Source organism: Bartonella sp. B1099 (assembly GCF_944801835.1).
Classification (GTDB): Bacteria; Pseudomonadota; Alphaproteobacteria; order Rhizobiales; family Rhizobiaceae; genus Bartonella.
The window spans coordinates 143,558-163,925 of the sequence record NZ_CALYLN010000004.1 but is presented as its reverse complement, the minus strand read 5'-3'; the positions used below and the strand labels follow the sequence as shown (position 1 = coordinate 163,925).

Below are 20,368 nucleotides of genomic sequence, written 5' to 3'. Positions count from 1 at the left end.
TAGTAGAGGTTAAATGCCCGCAACCACCAAACCATCTACGCTTCTTTATAGATAGTAATATCAAGCCTGAATATCACGCGCAAATGCAATTCCAAATGGCTTGTACGGGACGTCAATGGTGTGATTTCGTTAGCTATAATCCAAACTTTGTAGGTAAATCCACTGGTTTGAGAATGAAGATCAAACGCATCAATCGTGATGAAGAACAAATCGAACAAATCAATCAAGCGGTCGAAAATTTTTTAGCAGAAATAGAGCAAGAAATGCAAAAGATTTTGACAAAAGCCGCTTGATGTTATGGGGGTGCTCTCTCCTCCCAGCACTCCCACCCATTTATGTAACATAAAAAAAAGGTCATGAGATGATATTTGATGATGGTGATAGATATGTAACAACCCGTGAATGTGCAGAGCTTTTTAGTGTATCGACAACAACGATTCGCAATTGGGTGCTTCAAGGAGTATTTCCAGAGCCATATAAGCTAGGGAGAGCCGTAAGATGGAAAAAAAGAGATTCTAGCATTCACTCCAAAGAAAAATATGGAGCAAATAACAACAAATTAGGTAAAACTGTATAAACTGCAATAGGTGGACTAAAAACAGAGAATCAAATGGAAAAAGCATATATTTCAATATGTTGAACAGAAAAGGTGGTGCCCAGACGCGGATTCGAACCACGGACACGCGGATTTTCAGTCCGCTGCTCTACCTACTGAGCTATCTGGGCATACTTCATAAAAAATATAGAGCGTGTGCGGTTATAACATTAAAATTTCCTCTGTCCAGTCATCAAAAGAAAAATAATTGATTTTTTAATAAGTTTATCTCCCTATTCTAGAGAGTTATCAATGAATCTTTATCATAAAATAAACTTGATAGGTATGTTGTGATACATTAGTGTATTGTTATCAGAATGCTATCTTATCGTGGTGATAATACGAAAAAAATTAAAAGAATCAATTGAGAGGAATGATTAAGAAAGATTTTTTTACAAAGTTTCCGTGAATTTTAAGCCTACGAAATAATAGAAAACATTTTTGACTTTTTTCTAAAAAGACGTTTGATGAGTCTTTATAACAATTTGTTTTTCTTTATAAAGGAAGCAAAACATCTAAAAGGGGAGAAATAATGATAATGTTACAAAAACCAAGCAGCCGTCCCAATAATGCTAATTTTTCTTCAGGTCCTTGTAGCAAACGACCTGGTTGGACTTTTGATGTTCTTAAAAATGCATTAGTTGGGCGTTCGCATAGATCAAGAGAAGCAGAATTAAAACTTGCTGAAGTTATTAATTTAACCCGTGAGATTCTTGAGGTTCCTTTTGATCACCGTATAGGAATTATGCCAGGTTCAGATACTGGTGCTGTTGAAGCATCTCTATGGTCTTTATTAGGTGAGCGTGGCATTGATATGGCGGCGTGGGAAAGTTTTGGATTTGGGTGGAATAAAGATGTTGTTGAGCAATTAAAGCTTTCTGATGTGCGTCGTTTTGAAGCCCCATATGGTGAAATACCAGACTTAACACAACTTGATTTTGATCGTGATGTTGTTTTTACATGGAATGGGACAACTTCTGGTGTACGTATTCCGAATGCGGATTTCATTCCGGATAAGCGAGCAGGATTGACCATTTGTGATGCAACATCTGCAGCTTTTGCACAACATCTTGATTTTTCAAAATTAGATGTTGTTACTTTTTCGTGGCAAAAAGTTTTGGGAGGTGAAGCAGCACATGGTATGGTGATTTTAAGTCCTCGTGCGGTTGAGAGGCTTGAGAATCATGTTCCAGCTTGGCCTATGCCTCAACTTTTCTGTATGACAAAAAATGGAAAACTGAACGAAGATATTTTTAAAGGAAAAATAATCAATACGCCTTCGATGCTTTGTGTTGAGGATTTTCTTGATGGGTTGAAGTGGGCAAAATCTCTAGGAGGTGCAGCGGCATTAAGAGCAAGGGTTGAGAAAAATTTTTCTGTACTTGATGCTTTTGTTCGTAAAACACCATGGTTAGAATATCTGGCAAAAGATCCTGAAGTGCGTTCTAACACATCTATTTGTTTAGATATTGTGGATCCAGTGATCACTGCTTTAGAAACTGAAAAGAGAATATCTTTTATAAAAGCGGTTGTAAATCGTCTTGCTGAGGAAGGTGTTGCTTATGATATCGGTTCGTATCGTGATGCTCCTCTTGGGCTGCGAATTTGGTCGGGTATAACAATTGAGGCTTCCGACCTTGAAATTTTAACACAATGGCTTGAATGGGCGTTCCAAGTTGAAAAGGCACATCTTTAAATAATGACGGGTGTTTTTCACAACGCGTTTTTAAACAGAAAAAGGATACGAGAGATTATGATGATCTTTCGTATTCTTATATCAGACAAACGACTCCTGAGTAATATACATGAATTGTAAAAGATTAAGAGGGAAAATGAATGCTTTGTCAGAGGGGAAAGCATAAATTGAAATTTCTAATTTTTTACTTTTTGTAGCGAAAATGACAGATTTAGAATATTTTGGTATTTGCTTATCTTTATTATCATAAATGTAAAAATTTAATTTCTTGAAGATTGAGAAAAATCTGAAATGAGGAGTCGCACTTGCTCTAAGGTTTCGTTATAAGGAAGTATTTGTTTTTGGATGCTGGTTTTTTTGACCAAACACGACGGAGAAAGTTATGGCCAATGTAGTTGTTGTGGGTACACAATGGGGTGATGAAGGCAAAGGTAAAATTGTAGATTGGTTGTCTGAGCGCGCAGATATTGTGGTGAGATATCAGGGGGGGCATAATGCTGGCCACACATTGGTTATTGATGGAGTGAGTTATAAATTATCACTTTTACCGTCTGGTTTAGTTCGTGGGAAGTTATCAATCATTGGTAATGGTGTCGTTGTTGATCCTCATCATTTTGTTGCAGAATTAAAAAAACTATGTGATCAGGGGGTAAAAATTACACCAGAAATTTTACGGATTGCTGAAAATGCTCCCTTAATTCTTTCTTTACATCGTGATCTTGATGCAATTCGAGAAAGCGGTTTATCAGGTTTAAAGATTGGAACAACAAAGCGTGGTATTGGGCCGGCTTATGAAGATAAGGTGGGACGCCGTGCCATCCGAGTGATGGATTTGGCAGAAAAAGATACGCTTATGGCTAAGATTGAGCGGCTTTTGAGGCATCATAATGCTTTGCGTCGTGGGATGGGTGTTGCAGAGATTGATTCTCAAGCGCTTTATGATGAATTGATACAAGTTGCAGATAAAATTCTTCCCTTTATGGATTGTACGTGGCATCTTTTAGATGAAGGTTATCGGGAGGGAAAACACATTCTTTTTGAAGGCGCGCAAGGGGCTTTACTCGATAATGATTTTGGCACTTATCCTTATGTAACCTCATCGAATACAGTTGCTGGGCAGGCATGTACAGGGTCTGGGATGGGACCTAGAGTCATTCATTATGTTTTGGGTATTGCAAAAGCTTATACTACACGTGTTGGAGAAGGGCCGTTTCCGACAGAGCAGATAAATGATATTGGTGAATTTCTTGGGACACGTGGGCATGAATTTGGTGTTGTAACGGGTAGAAAGCGTCGATGTGGTTGGTTTGATGCAGTTTTAGTTCGTCAGATGGTTACTATTTGTGGTGTTCAAGGTGTAGCGTTGACAAAACTTGATGTTCTGGATGGTTTGGATGAAATAAAAATTTGTATTGGTTATGAGCTTGATGGTAGAAAAATTGATTATTTACCTTCTTCCATGGGAGCTCAAGCTCGTGTAAGACCTATTTATGAAACATTAGAAGGTTGGAAGGAAAAAACAGCTCATGCATTGAGGTGGGAAGATTTACCAGTGCAGGCTGTTAAATATATACGCTATATCGAAGAACTGATTAATACAAAAGTAGCTTTATTATCCACGAGTCCAGAACGTGAAGATACTATTCTTATTACAGATCCCTTTGCAAATTGATGATTGTTTTTAGGTTTTCATATAGATTCTTTGTTCATTTCTATGTCTTTTAACAAAGAGCGTTTTTAAGAGCGTGTGAGAGAAAGGTGTAAAATAACATTGTTTATTTTTCATATTCATTTTAAACTATTACGATAGTTGCACCAATATAAATGACAATTAATTTGTGAAGCTAAAAATTTTTTTGGCTTTAGGGCTGGGGTTTCTTTTCTCAGTTTAAGAGAGATTATAGAGGAAATGGTAGATTTCGTTGGAATCTTAAAAAAGGCAATTAATGCACAAAATAATGTTACACCACAAGTGCGTAAGCGGATTTATAAACGGGCTATCGAAACATTAAAACATCAATTTTTAACAGCAAAAATACCGCAAGCAATAGCAGATGAACAAAGAAAGATTCTCCAAAGTGCTATTGAAACTGTTGAAGAAGAATATTTAGCAGTTGAAAAGAAGTTGCTTTCTTCAGTTATTGGGTGGAATCCCACAAATATAAATGAAGATAAAAAATATATAAAAGAGACCATATTACAAAAGAATAATGAATTTTCAGGAATAAATATAAAAAACAAGCAGAATTTTGTTACATGTTCAAAGGATAACAAGGTCTTTGATGATTCTTGTGTATCGGATATGCCAGAGGCAGAGCCTGTTAATATGGAAGCTTATGTATCGTCTGAGCATGTTAATCGCTATGCGTTAAAGGTTTCTCCTTCACAAGAAGATAATCCGCATATTGTTTCGCATATTTTTTCTCAAGCTTTACGCCGTGCTAATAAATCATTGGTGCAAAGGCGTATTGTGATAAGTGCTGTTTCTGTTGTGAGTTTTATTGTTTTAACGGTTGGTGTTTTTTTTATTGGAGGACGTGTATTTGTATTAAATGATCATCAGCTGTTAGAAGAAAATTTTGAAGCTTCTCATGGGTTACCAAAGAAACTTTCGGTTAAGAGAAAGTTAACACAACGCTTATTAGAAGATGGGAGTGAAGTTGATGTTGGTTTAAAACAAGCGGCAGATTCTTCCAATGAAGAAGGAATCTCAACAGTTGTTACCAGCAATTTGCAATCGCTTGAAAAATCAGGTGAAGCTGTTTTTTATCAAGCACGGACAAATTATGATGCAGAAAAGGTAGCAACGGGAAGTGCTCGCTGGACGCTTATGAGGGAATCTCGTGTAAAGGGGGCTCCAGAAGAAATGGCTATACAAGGTGATATAACAATTCCTGATGAAGGGCTATCATTACGATTAATTTTACGTCGTAATACCGATCGGTCATTTCCTGCTGCATATATGATGGACCTTATTTTTATTCTTTCTGATAAATTTTCAGGCAAAGCTATAAGCAATGTTCAAGCATTAACCTTTAAAGCAAGTGAACAATCCATTGGGCAAGCTTTAACAAGAACTATTTCTGCAAAGATTAACGATGATTTTTTTCTTGTTGCATTGAGTAGGAATCATCCATTTCTCGAGCGAAATTTACAATTGATGCGAGAATTGCATTGGATGCGTTTGGTGTTAACGGATAAAAATGGACGCATAAATGAATTAACCTTTGCAAAAGGCCCAACAGGTGAGTCCATTTTTAATGAAGTTATTGGAAAATGGCTTGCACAACAAGATAAACTAACAGTTCTTGGCCAAAAGAATAAAACACAGATGTAAATAAGATAAAAGGCTACTTCTCACCATACATTTTTATCCATTATACCTAAACGGATTCAATAAAGCGCACACATCGATAACTCAAAAAATTTGAAAGGCTCACTTAAGTACAAAGCCAATAGATGCTTTTTTCATTTCCAATTCAAGAATGTGCAAGCCATTGGCTCTACACCTAATTTTTAGAGTCTTATACTTGACTTTGAGATAAAGTAGAATCTCTAATAGAATTTTGTACTTTTTCAAATGCACGCATTTCAATTTGTCTTACGCGTTCTCGACTAATGTTAAATTCACCAGAGAGTTCTTCTAGCGTTAAGGGTATATCGTTTAAACGACGTGCTTTGAATATACGTTTTTCGCGGTCATTGAGATTGTCTATGGCATTGACAAGCATGGAACGACGATTTTCTAATTCACTTTTTTCAATTAAAATTTGTTCTTGGTTGTTCGATTCATCCACCAACCAATCTTGCAATTCGCTGTTTTCTCCTTCTTTTGTACGAAGGGGGGCGTTGAGCGAAGTGTCACCACCAAGTCGGCGATTCATTGATACAACTTCATCTTCTGTGACATTCAACTGAGTCGCAATTTCTTTTACTTGTTCTGTATCAAGATCGCCGTTATCAAATGCTTGAAGTTTATTTTTTAACTTACGAAGATTGAAAAACAAGCGCTTTTGATTGGCTGTTGTCCCTATTTTCACCAAACTCCAAGACCGTAACACATATTCTTGAATTGATGCTTTAATCCACCATATTGCATAAGTCGCAAGACGAAAACCACGTTCTGGTTCAAAACGCTTAACAGCTTGCATGAGTCCAATATTGCCTTCTGAAATGACTTCCCCAATGGGGAGTCCATAACCGCGATATCCCATCGCGATTTTAGCGACGAGACGCAAATGACTGGTAACCAGCCTATGTGCAGCCTTTAGGTCATTATGCTCACGATAACGCTGAGCGAGCATATACTCTTCTTTTGGTTCAAGCATTGGAAAACGACGCACTTCCTCTAAGTAACGGTTTAATCCGCCATCACCTGTGATTACTGATAACAAATTCATATGGGCCATATAGCACCCTCCTTTTATCTGAATTCCCTAATAAGGCAAATTCTATGTTTAAGATAGCCAACTATCCTTGTAACTTCACTTTAGCATATTTTTCAATTTTGTTCAAAAAAAGATATTTTATTGTGAAATCTTGAGACGAAGAAAAGTTTCAATTCATTTTTTTTAAGTGCTTAATAAGTTTAGCCATATCTTGAGGCATCGGTGCGAAAAACGACATAACTTTACCGGTAGAAGGATGTTCAAAAGTAAGACTTGCGGCATGGAGTGCTTGTCGGTTGAATTGATCGATTGCATTTTTAAGAGTGGGATTAAGAGTGTTTGATTTTGTTTTAAAAGCATTTCCATAAACCGTATCACCGACGAGTGGATGTCCGATATGTGCCATATGAACACGGATTTGATGGGTGCGTCCGGTTTCCAGACGACATTCCAGAAGACTAGCAAAAGACGTCGAATCCGCATGAGTACTATATTTTTCAAGCAGTGAAAAATGTGTAACAGCATGACGAGCATGAGGATTTTGGTTATGGACGACAGCTTGCTTTGTTCGGTTATGGGGTGAACGGCCAAGTGATGCATCAATTGTCCAGACATTGCGGTGAGGTATCCCCCAAATCAGAGCGTGATAGCGTCGATCTAATGCACAGGTTCGTCCATGATCAGAAAATTGAGCACTGAGGCTTTTGTGAGCCAAATCATTTTTTGCAACGACCATAACACCGCTTGTATTTTTATCAAGGCGATGAACAATGCCCGGGCGCTTAACACCACCGATACCAGATAAACTACTTCCACAGTGGTAAATAAGGGCATTAACCAACGTACCAGTCCAATTACCATTGCCAGGATGAACAACAAGACCAGCTGGTTTATTAATAACAATGACATGATCATCTTCAAAGAGAATGTCCAATGCAATGGCTTCAGCGCTAGGTTCTGCGTCACGAGGGTCAGGCATTGCCAATTCAATTATTTGGTTAGGTTTTAATTTTGTTTTTGGTTCCTTTATGAATTGACCATCAATTTTAAGGCAGCCTTCACGGATGAGGGTTTGCAAACGCGAACGTGAGAGCACAGTATGATATTGTTTTGCAAGCCACTGATCAAGACGTTGTCCAAGAGCACCTTCATCCGTTATTTTCTGTATGACCATACGATTCCTATTAAGTTTTTAATAAGATTTTTACCAGTATGAAATTGCTTTGCTATCGAGAAATTCTTTAATTCCCCAATGTCCCCCTTCACGAGCGCGTCCAGAGAATTTTACACCTCCAAAGTAGCTTCCATCAGGTAATCCATGTCCGTTAACTTCTACCATACCAGAGCGTACTTGTGCCGCAATACGACGACATTTGTTGCGATCTTGCGATTGAATATAGTTTGTAAGACCATACTCAGTGTCATTTGCTAAAGCGATAGCTTCTTCTTCTGTCCTAAAGGAAAGAATCGAGAGAACTGGACCAAAGATTTCTTCTTTGAAAATACGCATATGAGGTTTTACATCAGCAAAGACTGTTGGACGGACATAATAACCACGTTTCATCCCTATAGGTAAACCGGTTCCGCCTGCAACAAGAGTTGCCCCTTCATCAATGCCCGATTGGATAAGATCTTGAATTTTGTCATATTGTTTTTTTGAAACAACAGGTCCAATATGATTACCTTCTTGGCAGTTTGGTCCTACTTTTGTCGTTTCTGCAATATCTTTGGCTATTTTTATGGCTTTGTCATAGATGTTCTGTTCCACAAGCATACGAGTCGGTGCATTACAACTTTGTCCACTATTATAAAAGCAATGTCGCACACCACGCTGAATAGCATCTGAGTCGGCATCAGCAAAGATGATATTTGCGCCTTTTCCTCCAAGTTCCAGACAGACTCTTTTTAAAGTAGCACTGGCATTTTTAGAAATATCTTTTCCTGCGCTGGTTGAACCAGTAAAGCTGATCATTTCTAGATCTGGATGTGCTGAAAGGTAAGAACCAACAGTTGCACCATCACCATTGATTAAATTAAAAACGCCGGCAGGAAGTGCGGCTTCATCTAAAAATTCAGCAAAAAGCATAGCAGAAAGAGGTGCAATTTCAGAGGGTTTTAGCACCATGGTACAGCCCGCCAAGAGAGCTGGGATAACTTTAAGAGTTACTTGATTCATGGGCCAATTCCATGGCGTAATTAATCCTACGACGCCGATAGGGTCGTAGTGAAGGATTGCTTGCTCATTTCCCTTTATTAAAGTTTCTTGGAACGAAAACTCTTTATAAGCTTCGATAAAATCGCGAATGTGGGAACCGCCGGCTGCGGTTTGCGCATTAAACGCCATATCAATCGGTGCTCCCATTTCCATTGAAATGGTTTTAGCCATGTCTTTGGAACGTTTTTCATAGATCTCTAAAATTTTTTCAACGAATCCAAGACGTTCGTGAGGTAGAGTGGTTTTCCATTTTGGAAACGCTTCTTTCGCTGCATTAATTGCTTTATCAGCATCTTTTGTGCTTCCAAGACTAATGACAGCACAAGCTTCTTCTGTTGATGGATTAATGACGTCAAAATCGTGAGGCGTACTTGGATCATCCCATAGACCATTGATATAAAATTTCCGTTTATTAAACATAATTTACTCCCTTTTTTCTATTTATGTTTATGTAATTATGATTATCTTAGTCTAAGCCTTTTTAAACGAAGATAACAAGGATAATCTTATAAAAACGCGAGAAATGAGATTGTGTTATGATCATCAGATATAGAGCGTTAAATAAAGTAATGCTTCTATAAGTGTTTGTATTATTGGACTCATCGTTTTTATAAAATGGGAAGAGATAGGTATAAACAATTTTCTTGACGCTTTTTATCATGAAGCTTTTTTCAAAACAAACGGAATACGCGTGATAAGACACTATAAACCTTAGCAATTTCTGTCATAAACTTTAAAAGAAAATATTATGCATTTTACTCTCATTTTTTTCATTAAAAAGTAACCATCAGCAAAAGGTTATTAACCTTCATATGATAGCTTCTATGAATTCTTTTTGAAAAGATCATTTTTCTCATTGCTATAAATTTGTTGGGTGCCATGCATAATTCGAAAACAAAATCTATTTCTACGTCTTCTTTGTCTGATGATGGTACGAAAGGTGTATCAAGAGAAGATTTATCTATTAAGATTACTGAGATATTTCCTTATCCGGAAGTGTGGAAAGAGGCATTTACCCTCGGAAAAAATGTCCGTTTTACGCGAACCCCAGAAGTTGAAATTTTACGTCGTCGTATAGAAACAGATCCAACTTTTGCAAAACAATTTAAAAATTTTACGAAGCAAGATCGAAAAGAAATTACAGACATTGTTCATTGTAAGAAGAAGACCATAAACGTTTCATCGACAAAAAAAGTCATTAATCCCCAATCGATAGAGAATAAAACCTCAGTTTGTTATTCAACAGTTTTAAAGCAGTTGTCACAGCAAGCTATTAGCATACCATCAGCCAATATTTCCCTTGAGGAAGATAAACCAGAGCATGAATTACACGTGAAAAATGAGCTACAAAAAATAAAGCCTGCGTTGCACCTTTCCGATGATGCATTTTTTGAGTGTGGATCTTTGATATTTGAACCTGTGGATACTCAAACTTCAAAAGAGGATAGCACACCGATTGATATAACAAATGAAAGGATACCTGATGTTTCTTCTGTTTTTGATGAGTCAATAACAGCTCTTTACCGTGTGCTTGAATACCGTTTTCCACAACTCTATGATTCAATTACATCAGATTCTCCAGCGGAGAGGATAAGAGGCGTTGAACAAATTTCTGATTTAATGAATACGAATAATGATCCTATGAAGGACTCTAAAGAATGTCATTCTAAGCTTTCTGTTGAAGATTCTGCTCATATGTTAAATGATACTGAAGTGCTAAGTGACACTGGGGATACTATAGAGACTGAAGAAACCCATAATACTGTCGCCCATAATACTGTCGATTGTATAACAAAGGATGTCACAAAGAATTCAAAAGAGTTGTCTGTGATGCAAGCAAACGGTAAAACGAAAACATTGCAGTCTACCTGCATACCTTTAGGCAATTATAATTCTTTTTTTATGAAAAATATTCAATCTATTGACTGTGATGTTTATGAATTTCCTCCGATTAGTTTATTACAGAAACCTGTTTTTCATGAAGGGACGATGATTCCTCAGGAAACATTAGAACGTGGTGCTGGGCTTTTGGAAAGCGTTTTGGAAGATTTTGGTATTAAGGGTGAAGTTATTCATGTTCATCCGGGGCCCGTGGTAACAATGTATGAATTTGAGCCCGCAGCGGGTGTAAAGTCATCGCGTGTTATTAATCTTTCTGATGATATTGCACGTTCTATGTCTGCTATTTCCACACGCGTTGCTGTCATTCCTGGACGCAATGTTATTGGGATTGAGTTGCCTAATGCGGTTCGTGAAACTGTTTACTTACGGGAATTAATCCAAACCCGTTCTTTTCGTGAAAGTGAATTTAAGCTTGCTCTTGCTTTGGGGAAAGGAATTAATGGTGAACCTGTTATTGCAGAATTAGCAAAAATGCCTCATTTATTGGTTGCAGGAACAACAGGATCAGGAAAATCTGTTGCAATTAATACAATGATTTTGTCGATTCTTTATCGGATGACGCCCCAGCAGTGTCGTTTGATCATGGTTGATCCTAAAATGTTAGAGCTTTCTGTTTATGATGGCATTCCACATCTTTTAACACCTGTTGTAACAGATCCTAAAAAAGCGGTTACCGCTTTAAAATGGGCGGTTCGAGAAATGGAAGAGCGTTATCGCAAAATGGCGAAATTAGGTGTGCGTAATATTGATGGTTTTAATGCACGCGTTGCACTTGCAGCTCAAAAAGGCGAAACAATTATGTGTACTGTACAGTCGGGTTTTGACAAAGAAACAGGGGAAATGCTTTATCATGAAGAAGCCATGGATCTTACACAGCTTCCTTATATTGTCGTGATTGTTGATGAGATGGCTGATCTCATGATGGTGGCGGGGAAGGAAATTGAGAATGCCATTCAGCGTTTAGCGCAAATGGCGCGTGCGGCAGGTATCCATCTGATTATGGCAACGCAGCGTCCTTCTGTTGATGTTATCACGGGGACAATTAAAGCAAACTTTCCTACCCGAATTTCCTTTCAGGTCACATCAAAAATTGATAGTCGTACGATTTTAGGTGAACAAGGGGCTGAAACGCTTTTAGGGCAAGGAGATATGCTTCATATGGCAGGTGGGGGGCGCATTGTACGCGTTCATGGCCCTTTTGTCTCTGATGAAGAAGTTGAATCGGTTGTTGCACATCTTAAAATGCAAGGAAAACCTGATTATTTAGCAACGGTCACAGATAATGAAGACGAAAACAATGAGGATATTTCTCCTGATTCAACGGCTGAAATGTCTGAGGAAGAAAATTTTGATGAAGAGAGTGAGAGACTTTATAACCAAGCTGTAAAGATTGTTATGCGTGATAAAAAATGTTCAACATCTTATATACAGCGCCGTCTTTCAATCGGCTATAATAAAGCAGCTTCTCTTGTTGAGCGTATGGAAGAAAAAGGCATTGTGGGAGCCGCCAATCACGTTGGAAAACGTGAAATTTTACTCAATGAAGGAAAATAAACGGGCATATTTAAAAATATGCGATTTTTAAAATGTCTGACAGTCATTATTTAAAGAGCGAATACGTGTTTTATTTTTTCAAGTCAGATGTGACTATCTATTTATTTTTTTGAGAGCCTTATGAAAAAATTGAGTGGAGAGTCATAAAGCAACCTTTAAACTGTTTATGGAGAGAACAAGCTGATACAAAAGGGCGGAGATCTTTTTAACATTTCTAGAGGGTTTTGAATGTAAGGAAATGAAATAAATCTTTATAGGAGAACGAATGATTTTTGTTGTTTTTTCTATAGCGGTTTTGATAAAAAAGGTCTTTGCGGTATTCTGGAAAGAGTCATAGGAAGAGCACCCAAAGATCTAGGGTGCTTTAAAATGCTGCACTGAATTTATGATCATTTGATATTCTTGGCGCCAGATAAGGTTTTTTTACGAGGAATTTTATTTGAAAAAAAATTTTTTTAATTTCGGATTTTTATAATATAATATATTGAATTGTAATGATAATTTATCTTTATTCCTATTGAATAAAAGTTTCAGGTATCATGAACTTTCTCGTTTCAACTCTGTTTATATTGAAACAATCAAAACCGTTTTTTATCCATCATAGTAGAAGCGGTGGAGGGTACAAAACATTTAAAAGAAATAAAAATACCTTTTATGAACATTTTCAAACATAAGAACCATTGGCTATATTATGGACGAGACGAGTATAATAATAGTGCGAGCAAGTTCTTTTAAAAGGATAAAAAGGTAAAGCATAATGCCTTGATATCCTTGATGGGGGACTTTACATTACAACATTTACCGATGTTGACATAATAAAATAAGCTTAAAACAAGATGTCTCTTTAAGACAGGTATATGAATGCGCAAGTATATTCTTCTGAGAGTACTATTTTATATGAGGGGCATTTTTCTTTGTAACAAGCTTTATTACAATAATAGGAGAATAAGTAACAGTGTTGGAAGATTCTTTTTACTCTTGTTTTGTTGGTGAAACAGTCAAAATTTTGCTACAGATAATTGATAATGAGATATCCAGTTATTTTAACGAGAGCAGGTATTTTTTAAATAAATGAGCATTATTCGTTTGAGAGTTAATCCAACACTTTTTTAGTTTTAGTTATGTCATTAAAAGCAGATGAGTTAAGTACAAGTGAATTAGAGTGTAAGCAAGAAACTTTTTGTTTTACACCAGAGCTTTTGCCTCGACCTTTTACGTGGAAAATCGATCACAATGGTTTATTTTGTGAAGTCTCAAAAGAGCTAGCTGAAGTTGTTGGTCCTCTCTCTTCCTCTATTCTAGGATATAGTTTTCATGAGCTTGCTCATCAATTTAATGATGATCGATATCAGGTTCTCAGTCGTTTTATTGAAGCAGCTATGCCGTGGAGTAAAGAGATTGTTCAATGGTCCGTTGATGGTTGTTCACAATGGCTTGATGTTGAATTGTCGGCTTTGCCAATTTTTGATGTTAAAAAGCAGCTTAAGGGGTTTCGTGGCTTTGGTGTTTTAAAAATACAAGAAAGAGTTCAAGAAAAAAGAGACGAAAAGCTGGAGACGGAAATGCCGCGTCTTACGGAGATAGAACGCTCAGCTTTTCGTGAGATTGCAGAGCAATTACGTGATGAATTGAATTCATCAGTAAAAGAAGAAAGTTTTGTTGAAGAAACAGCTATCCAGTTACCACATCCACAAACATTGCCAGTAAATGCTATAGAACAAGTGCTCATAAAAGAACCCGCTACAGTTTTATCATTGTTGGAGAGAGCAACAGATGGTATTTTATGGTTAGATGAACACGGCTTTATTCAATCGGCAAGTAAAGCTGCTTTAGCATTAATGGGGTATGAAATCAATGAACTGCGGGGACAGCCACTCTCTTCACTCTTTACTTTGCAAAGCCGATTTTTGGTTGAAAAATATTTTAAATTAATCCGTATGAAGGGGAAAAATCAGGTTTTAAAATGCAATGAAACAGCTGATTTAATGACGAAAAGTCATAAAAATAGAACCGTTCTTATAACGATTGTATTTTTGGCACAGCAAGGCAATTATGCTGTTATGTTGCGTGATATGACAAAAACAGCTCTATCAGAAGAAAAAAAAGTAGAAGAGAATAAAATCGTTGGAGTTGTTCATGAAATACGAACACCTTTGAATGCTCTTATTGGTTTTGCAGAAATTATGAGAGAGGGACGTTTTGGTTCGATAGACAATGAACGTTATCATGGATATTTGCGCGATATTATCTCCTCTGGAAAACATATATTATCACTCATTAATCAATTACTAGAATGTTCGAAGATCAATTATTCTGGTTCCAATAACCAGATTGATTCTTCTCTTATTTCTGAAACATTTGATGTGATATCTTGTTTACGTGCGACGATAGCTTTTCTTGAAAATCAAGCCAATCATAATGGCATTATCATGCGCATTGTTGCTCCACCGCATGTTCCGTTTATTCCTGTATCACAACAAATGTTTCGCCAGATTATATGGAATCTTCTTTCCAACGCCATTCGTTTTACACCTCTGGGTGGTCAGATTATTGTTCATGTTTCTTATAGAAAAGAACGCGTAAAAATTTCGGTGAGTGATAATGGTATAGGAATGAGCGAAGAAGAGATTGTACAAGCTCTACAACCTTATGGTCAAGTAGAGCGCAAAGATGGTCGATCTGGTGACAGTGCTTTTATGGGTACAGGCTTAGGGCTTCCAATGTGTAAGGCAATGGTGGAAGAAAGTGGAGGAGAATTTTTATTGTTCTCAAAACCCAATCATGGAACGACTGTGGAAATGTTTTTTCCTCGTGTTCCATGATATAAATCGTACATAAATTTACTTTTTCTTAGCCAAGAGATCTCTAATTTCTGTTAAAAGTTGTTCTTCTGAAGAGGTTTTTTTGGGGTTTTCTCCTTCTTCTTTTCTACGGATTTTATTCATAGCTTTAACGAAGAAAAAAAGAACCCAAGCAATAATGAGAAAATTGATCAATAAAGTGATAAAGTGCCCATAGCTAATGGTTGCTCCCGCTGCTTTGGCGGCACTCAAAGTCGCTTGTTTTTCGCCAGCAAGTTGAATAAACATATTAGAAAAATCAATTCCACCTGTAACAAGTCCAATGATGGGCATAAAAATATCATTGACAATTGAATTGACTAAGCCACCAAAAGCGCCTCCGATAATCACACCAATAGCAAGATCAATCATATTACCTTTTAGGGCAAATTCTTTGAATTCTTTCAGCATTGCAGTTTCCCCTTTATATAAGCGATATACGGTAATTTACTTACCGCTTTTGATGAAAAAGGAAAGGGCAGATTTTATTTTTAGAATTATACTACAACATTAATATTATTTTCCAAGAACTTTATGAGGCTTAATAAACATCTCTATAGATTCTATTTGAATATACATATCTTTTGTAGATAAAAACTGCATCTGCTTTAAGGAAGTTTCGCGAATGAAGTATTATATATTGGTGTAAAAAGAGCATTGAGAATAAAAAATTATATTTCAGCTCTGATGGGGAAAAATGGATCGATGAAGCAGGCGTAAGACTTATAATTTAGTCCCCTTTTAATTCAATCTGTTGCAATTGCAGTTTGAATATTAAGCGATAGAGCAATGAGGAGCGCAAGCTTATCTAAAAGCTATTTGTACTGTATCATAGGTTAAAAATGATTATAATTTTAACAGAAGATAACATGTCGATTTATAATGATAAATCATCGTTTTTAACTTAAATCATAACACCGAACATTGAAGGTTTTCCCATTACAATCCTTCTCACATTGAATCAAATAAATCACATGCTTGAATGTTATAAACAGGGTTAGTGTGTTGGTAAAAAGCACGAAAGAAAAAACTAAAAATGCCTCTTATGAATCGTCTCAAATACCAAGAGCTGTAGAACATTGGAAATGAGTGAAGTGTGTGATAGTGCCGGCTTGTTATGCTATAAGCATAAAGATGGTGATGCTGAATGATTTATCATTATACCATTATTCATGAGGGGGGTCGTGAAATAGGATGAACAGCATTAAGAAATATTTCTTTAAAGAAAGAATGATCAACCCAATGGCATTCTGTTTTATATGAGGGCTTGCCTCCCATTGAGTCACATTTCATCAGTTGGAAGCTTGTATCAGTTTATAGATATAAGAGCCTATAGGGTTTAGAAGATTGTTTGGGTTTACAAGGCGCTAATATGATTAAGTATGTGTTTAATGATCAACTTTCATCACTGAAACTGTATTTTGTGCACCAGCAATGGTCATAACGCAGATTCTTCAAAACGTTACGAATCTCATACAATGGTTGAATCCCATGCAGCTAAAAATGGTGCAACAATGGCATGAATGTAAGATGATTTTACGAACTGTGTACTCTCAATACTAGGAGAAAAACAGCTTTATGGAGCAAGCTTTATTTTTGTTGGAAACAATATGATACAAAGGAATTTAGAGAAGAGAAATAAATTTCTTTCATAAGGGGATTATGAGCTTGCTTGCAAGAGATAAGACCATGGTTTGGCGAAGGGGCATTGATGTTTCAATTCACACAGGCATTTTACATTTTATAAGATTTAGGATTTACAGAATATTTAATTAACTGGACAATTGTGAAAAAGAGAAATGTTTTTTCAAGAATAAGTTTTTTCTATTCAGGGTTCGTAAAAATTCGCGTGAATGCCGATGATGTGATGAATTTTCTTATGGAAGGGGATATTCTTTGAATCATATGCTCTCTTAGTGATCTTTTGTGTTAAAAGATGTATGTGAGATGTGATGGATCATTTTTATGTTGTGGAGAAGGATTGATGAGTTTTTTTCGTTGTATTGGCCGTTCTGCTTTATTTATGTTGGATCCAGAGCATGCGCACCGTTTAGCGATTGTGGGATTAAAAAGTGGATTAAACGGTTGTCAAAAGGTTGTTGATAAGCGATTGTGTGTAAATATTGCAGGGCTTGAGTTTAAAAATTTTATTGGTCTTGCAGCGGGGTTTGATAAAAATGCAGAGGTTGTTGATGAAATTTTTCGTTTAGGATTTGGTTTTACTGAGATTGGAACAGTGACACCAAAGCCTCAGATTGGAAATCCTAAACCACGTCTTTTTCGTTTAACAGAAGATGAAGCAATTATTAATAGAATGGGTTTTAATAATGACGGGCATCAAGTTGTTTACGACAGACTGCGGACATGTAAAAAAACGGGTATTGTAGGAGTCAACATTGGAGCCAATAAGGATACGGTTAATAAGATTGACGATTATACTGTTGGCATTGCTCATTTTTATGATGTTGCGGATTATTTTACGGTTAATATTTCTTCTCCCAATACACCAGGTTTGCGAAATTTACAGGATCGTGATAGTTTGCACCTTTTGTTGAATGCCATCTCAAAAGCGCGAAAGGAACAAGAGAAAAAGCGTGGATTCTTGATTCCCCTTTTTTTAAAAATTGCTCCAGATTTATCAGAGCAAGAGTTGGATGATATTGCTGAAGAAATAAGACTTTCTGATTTTGATGGAATCATTGTTTCCAATACGACTCTTTCACGTCAAGGTCTTAACAATGCACATTTCGGCAATGAAGAGGGAGGACTTTCTGGACGTCCACTTTTTGAGCGGTCTACAATTGTGCTTGCAAAAATGCGTCAAAAGTTAGGAAAGGAGATTGCAATTATCGGCGTTGGCGGTGTAAAGGATGCAAAAACCGCTTTGGAAAAAGTAAAAGCAGGTGCAGATTTAATTCAATTATATAGTGGAATGGTTTATGAAGGTCCAAATCTTGTCATAACTATTTTGAAAGAGATTTTACGGATGATGAAACAAGATGGTGTTGATAACATAAAAGACTATCGTGATCATGGTCTTGAGCATTGGGCAAAATTTCCCTTGTAAAAATTTTCTTTGTAAAAAACATTTTTTCTTCACAAAAAATTGCGAGATTTTTTTTAAGGGGCTTGCAAACTTTGTTGATCTTCCTTATGTCACATAAGCGAAGAATAAATGTTTACAAAATCGTGAACAATTATGATAGATTTGCTTTTTATGCGGTTGTAGCTCAGTTGGTTAGAGCGCTGGTTTGTGGCACCAGAGGTCGTAGGTTCAAATCCCACCAACCGTACCATTTATCTTTTCCAACTTTTCTAATTCTTATTTTTGGCGTTTTGCGAGGCAGTTAAAAGCCGCGCTTGGCGGCTTTTTTTGAGTGTGAGCCGTCACGAAGCAGAGACCTTGCGCGGATGATTTTTCTCAAATTTTGCCAAAAACAGAATAATATGATCAAAATTGCTTGAAATATAAATGGGTTAACTAAGTCTATGATTCTGATTGCAATTGCAATAATAAATATCTCTATCAGTATATTTATATAATTATAGTATATTTTGTAAACCAAGAAATCTTATTTATCTTTCATTATTATTGTTCATAATATAAACTATTAAGTTTAAATACATAAAATAAGTAAGCATAAATTTATTAAAATATGACATATTTTTGACATAATTTCCTTGATTTATGTCAACTATATATTATAAATATGAACTCGCATGAAAATGCATTCATATCTCCAGGGGGTGTTTCGGTGGTTGATTATGGGTAAGCCATTCTGGCGCGGGGACATAAGTAACCTTGGGGGAATTTATTTATACACTAAATTGGAGAAAATAAGGGAAGTTCAAGTTCACATTCAAGTAGTTCGTACGATTATTGCAGTGCCGATAATTTTAATAGCAAATATAACTCTGGTTCTGCGTTTGGTAGCCAGTATGGTGGTAAGGTTGGCTTTCTGGGTGGTCTTGTCGCAGGAGGAGTAATAACGCGTAATCCTGGTTCTGCCATGAACGCAGCAGGCTTTGGGGGAGGTCTAGGCAGTTATTTCGGAGACACCATAGGCGGTTATGCTGGTTATGGTGTGGGTGCTGCCCAGTGTGGCACACAGTTTTTTGGTCAATCTATTAGTAATTCAGGTGGTTGGTACGGCGCTGGGATATTGACATATTGACGGGCTTTTGATGTAGTTCTTTGGGGTATCCTAAAGCCTAGAACGGTGGTACTGTAAAAGGTGCCACCTTTATGTTTGGAATATTGCACAGGAGGAGCTATGGACGACGCGTTTATTTTAGTGCTCGTTTATTTTTGTCTGTGGTTTGGCATGTATCTACTCTTCAAAACTATTGCTATTAATGGAAAAAGCATGTTAGGCAGGGAGAACATGGTTGCATTCATAGTGGCGGCATTGGTTGTTCCTCCCATCATATATGTCTTTGAGTATATAGTCGGTGTGCCCATAACATCTCCTCCTGTTACTATAATTATGTTCTTTCTTTCTTTTTGCATTGAATTTATACCCAATATAGTAAACAATATAAAATGCTTTAGTTTGGCCATTATCGCAAGTTGCCCCATTTTTTTCATCGCAGCTGGTTTTATTGTTATGAGTGATGACGTTCTGTTAGATTTTTTTGATCTGCAGCTTTCGAGCTATATTTATCTGCTTTTCATTATTCCGTTGATGATAGGGGGTGCTCGCTATGTCCTAATTGCTAAAGCTTTGAAGGAAAAATCTATGTCAGTGCTAGATTTAAGCATTTGCATTGGCTGTGGGTTTGCCATAGGCGTCTTTTTTGTGTCATCACTGCTTTTATCAGACCTTCGAGAAATCTATCAACAGATAGATTTTGCAAACAGGGAGACAGTGAAAAAAATGTTTGATTATGCGGTGTTTGGTTTTGCTATTCTAACGGGCCAAGTTTTTTTGACATTTTTGATGGTTCTCTTTGTTACTACAAAGAAATATTATTGGTTGGTCCTTGATGTTCTTGCAGAGCTGTTTTTTAGCTTCTTTGTTTTTTATTCTGTAGCGTTTGTTCATACAGATGATGACTATAGAATGGTTACAAATTGGCTTTGTCTGCTGTTTGTTGTTTATGTGTACGCGCGTTACATTAAATCAAAGAGTGTGAAGCTTAGCGTGATTAACCCGTTTAAAAAGGAAACTGAGTGAG

Annotated in this window: 13 protein-coding genes, 2 tRNA genes and 1 pseudogene; 11 read left to right on the top strand and 5 right to left on the bottom strand. The window is 36.7% G+C overall.

Features of this window, described 5'->3' with window-relative positions; genetic code table 11:
• A partial coding sequence (locus NNJ73_RS09995; protein WP_371923294.1) for a YqaJ viral recombinase family protein occupies positions 1–293 on the top strand: 293 nt, incomplete at its 5' end.
• A 68-nt stretch (positions 294–361) separates the two neighbouring features.
• Positions 362–563, top strand: a pseudogene (locus tag NNJ73_RS09990) (helix-turn-helix transcriptional regulator).
• A gap of 87 nt (positions 564–650) precedes the next feature.
• Here the strand turns inward: NNJ73_RS09990 and NNJ73_RS09985 are convergent.
• A tRNA-Phe gene (locus NNJ73_RS09985) sits at positions 651–726 on the bottom strand.
• 401 nt (positions 727–1,127) lie between these two features.
• Between NNJ73_RS09985 and NNJ73_RS09980 the strand changes: the two genes are divergently transcribed.
• From NNJ73_RS09980 to NNJ73_RS09970, 3 genes are all read left to right on the top strand, one after another.
• Positions 1,128–2,291 (top strand): phosphoserine transaminase, encoded by a 1,164-nt coding sequence (locus NNJ73_RS09980; RefSeq protein WP_254493969.1) that lies wholly within the window; start codon positions 1,128–1,130, stop codon positions 2,289–2,291.
• Positions 2,292–2,673: 382 nt separating this feature from the next.
• Positions 2,674–3,963, top strand: coding sequence for an adenylosuccinate synthase (locus tag NNJ73_RS09975; RefSeq protein WP_254493968.1), 1,290 nt, complete (start codon positions 2,674–2,676; stop codon positions 3,961–3,963).
• 237 nt (positions 3,964–4,200) lie between these two features.
• A complete protein-coding gene (locus NNJ73_RS09970; protein ID WP_254493967.1) occupies positions 4,201–5,628 on the top strand; it encodes a hypothetical protein in 1,428 nt (475 codons plus the stop codon).
• A 187-nt stretch (positions 5,629–5,815) separates the two neighbouring features.
• On the opposite strand, the gene rpoH is transcribed toward NNJ73_RS09970, so the two are convergent.
• From rpoH to NNJ73_RS09955, 3 genes are all read right to left on the bottom strand, one after another.
• On the bottom strand, positions 5,816–6,700 hold the full coding sequence (rpoH, locus tag NNJ73_RS09965) for an RNA polymerase sigma factor RpoH (RefSeq protein ID WP_254493966.1): 885 nt from the start codon (positions 6,698–6,700) through the stop codon (positions 5,816–5,818).
• Positions 6,701–6,848: 148 nt separating this feature from the next.
• Positions 6,849–7,853, bottom strand: a complete 1,005-nt coding sequence (locus NNJ73_RS09960; RefSeq protein ID WP_254493965.1) for an RluA family pseudouridine synthase — start codon at positions 7,851–7,853, stop codon at positions 6,849–6,851.
• Between the two features lie 30 nt (positions 7,854–7,883).
• A complete protein-coding gene (locus NNJ73_RS09955) occupies positions 7,884–9,314 on the bottom strand; it encodes an aldehyde dehydrogenase family protein (RefSeq protein WP_254493964.1) in 1,431 nt (476 codons plus the stop codon).
• A 459-nt stretch (positions 9,315–9,773) separates the two neighbouring features.
• On the opposite strand from NNJ73_RS09955, the gene NNJ73_RS09950 reads away from it, so the two are divergent.
• Both NNJ73_RS09950 and NNJ73_RS09945 read left to right on the top strand, forming a co-directional pair.
• On the top strand, positions 9,774–12,350 hold the full coding sequence (locus NNJ73_RS09950; RefSeq protein ID WP_254493963.1) for a DNA translocase FtsK: 2,577 nt from the start codon (positions 9,774–9,776) through the stop codon (positions 12,348–12,350).
• A 1,121-nt stretch (positions 12,351–13,471) separates the two neighbouring features.
• Positions 13,472–15,172: a PAS domain-containing sensor histidine kinase gene (locus NNJ73_RS09945; protein ID WP_254493962.1), complete on the top strand. Its 1,701-nt coding sequence runs from the start codon at positions 13,472–13,474 to the stop codon at positions 15,170–15,172.
• An 18-nt stretch (positions 15,173–15,190) separates the two neighbouring features.
• On the opposite strand, the gene mscL is transcribed toward NNJ73_RS09945, so the two are convergent.
• Complete coding sequence (mscL, locus tag NNJ73_RS09940; protein WP_254473066.1) at positions 15,191–15,601, bottom strand: large conductance mechanosensitive channel protein MscL; 411 nt, start codon at positions 15,599–15,601, stop codon at positions 15,191–15,193.
• A gap of 1,573 nt (positions 15,602–17,174) precedes the next feature.
• On the opposite strand from mscL, the gene NNJ73_RS09935 reads away from it, so the two are divergent.
• The 4 genes from NNJ73_RS09935 to NNJ73_RS09920 all read left to right on the top strand — a co-directional run bounded on the left by NNJ73_RS09935 (position 17,175) and on the right by NNJ73_RS09920 (position 20,367).
• On the top strand, positions 17,175–18,257 hold the full coding sequence (locus NNJ73_RS09935) for a quinone-dependent dihydroorotate dehydrogenase (RefSeq protein ID WP_254493961.1): 1,083 nt from the start codon (positions 17,175–17,177) through the stop codon (positions 18,255–18,257).
• Between the two features lie 152 nt (positions 18,258–18,409).
• Positions 18,410–18,486, top strand: a tRNA-His gene (locus NNJ73_RS09930).
• Positions 18,487–19,200: 714 nt separating this feature from the next.
• Positions 19,201–19,365: a hypothetical protein gene (locus tag NNJ73_RS09925; RefSeq protein ID WP_254493960.1), complete on the top strand. Its 165-nt coding sequence runs from the start codon at positions 19,201–19,203 to the stop codon at positions 19,363–19,365.
• A gap of 75 nt (positions 19,366–19,440) precedes the next feature.
• Positions 19,441–20,367, top strand: coding sequence for a hypothetical protein (locus NNJ73_RS09920; RefSeq protein WP_254493959.1), 927 nt, complete (start codon positions 19,441–19,443; stop codon positions 20,365–20,367).
• Position 20,368 lies beyond the last annotated feature (1 nt).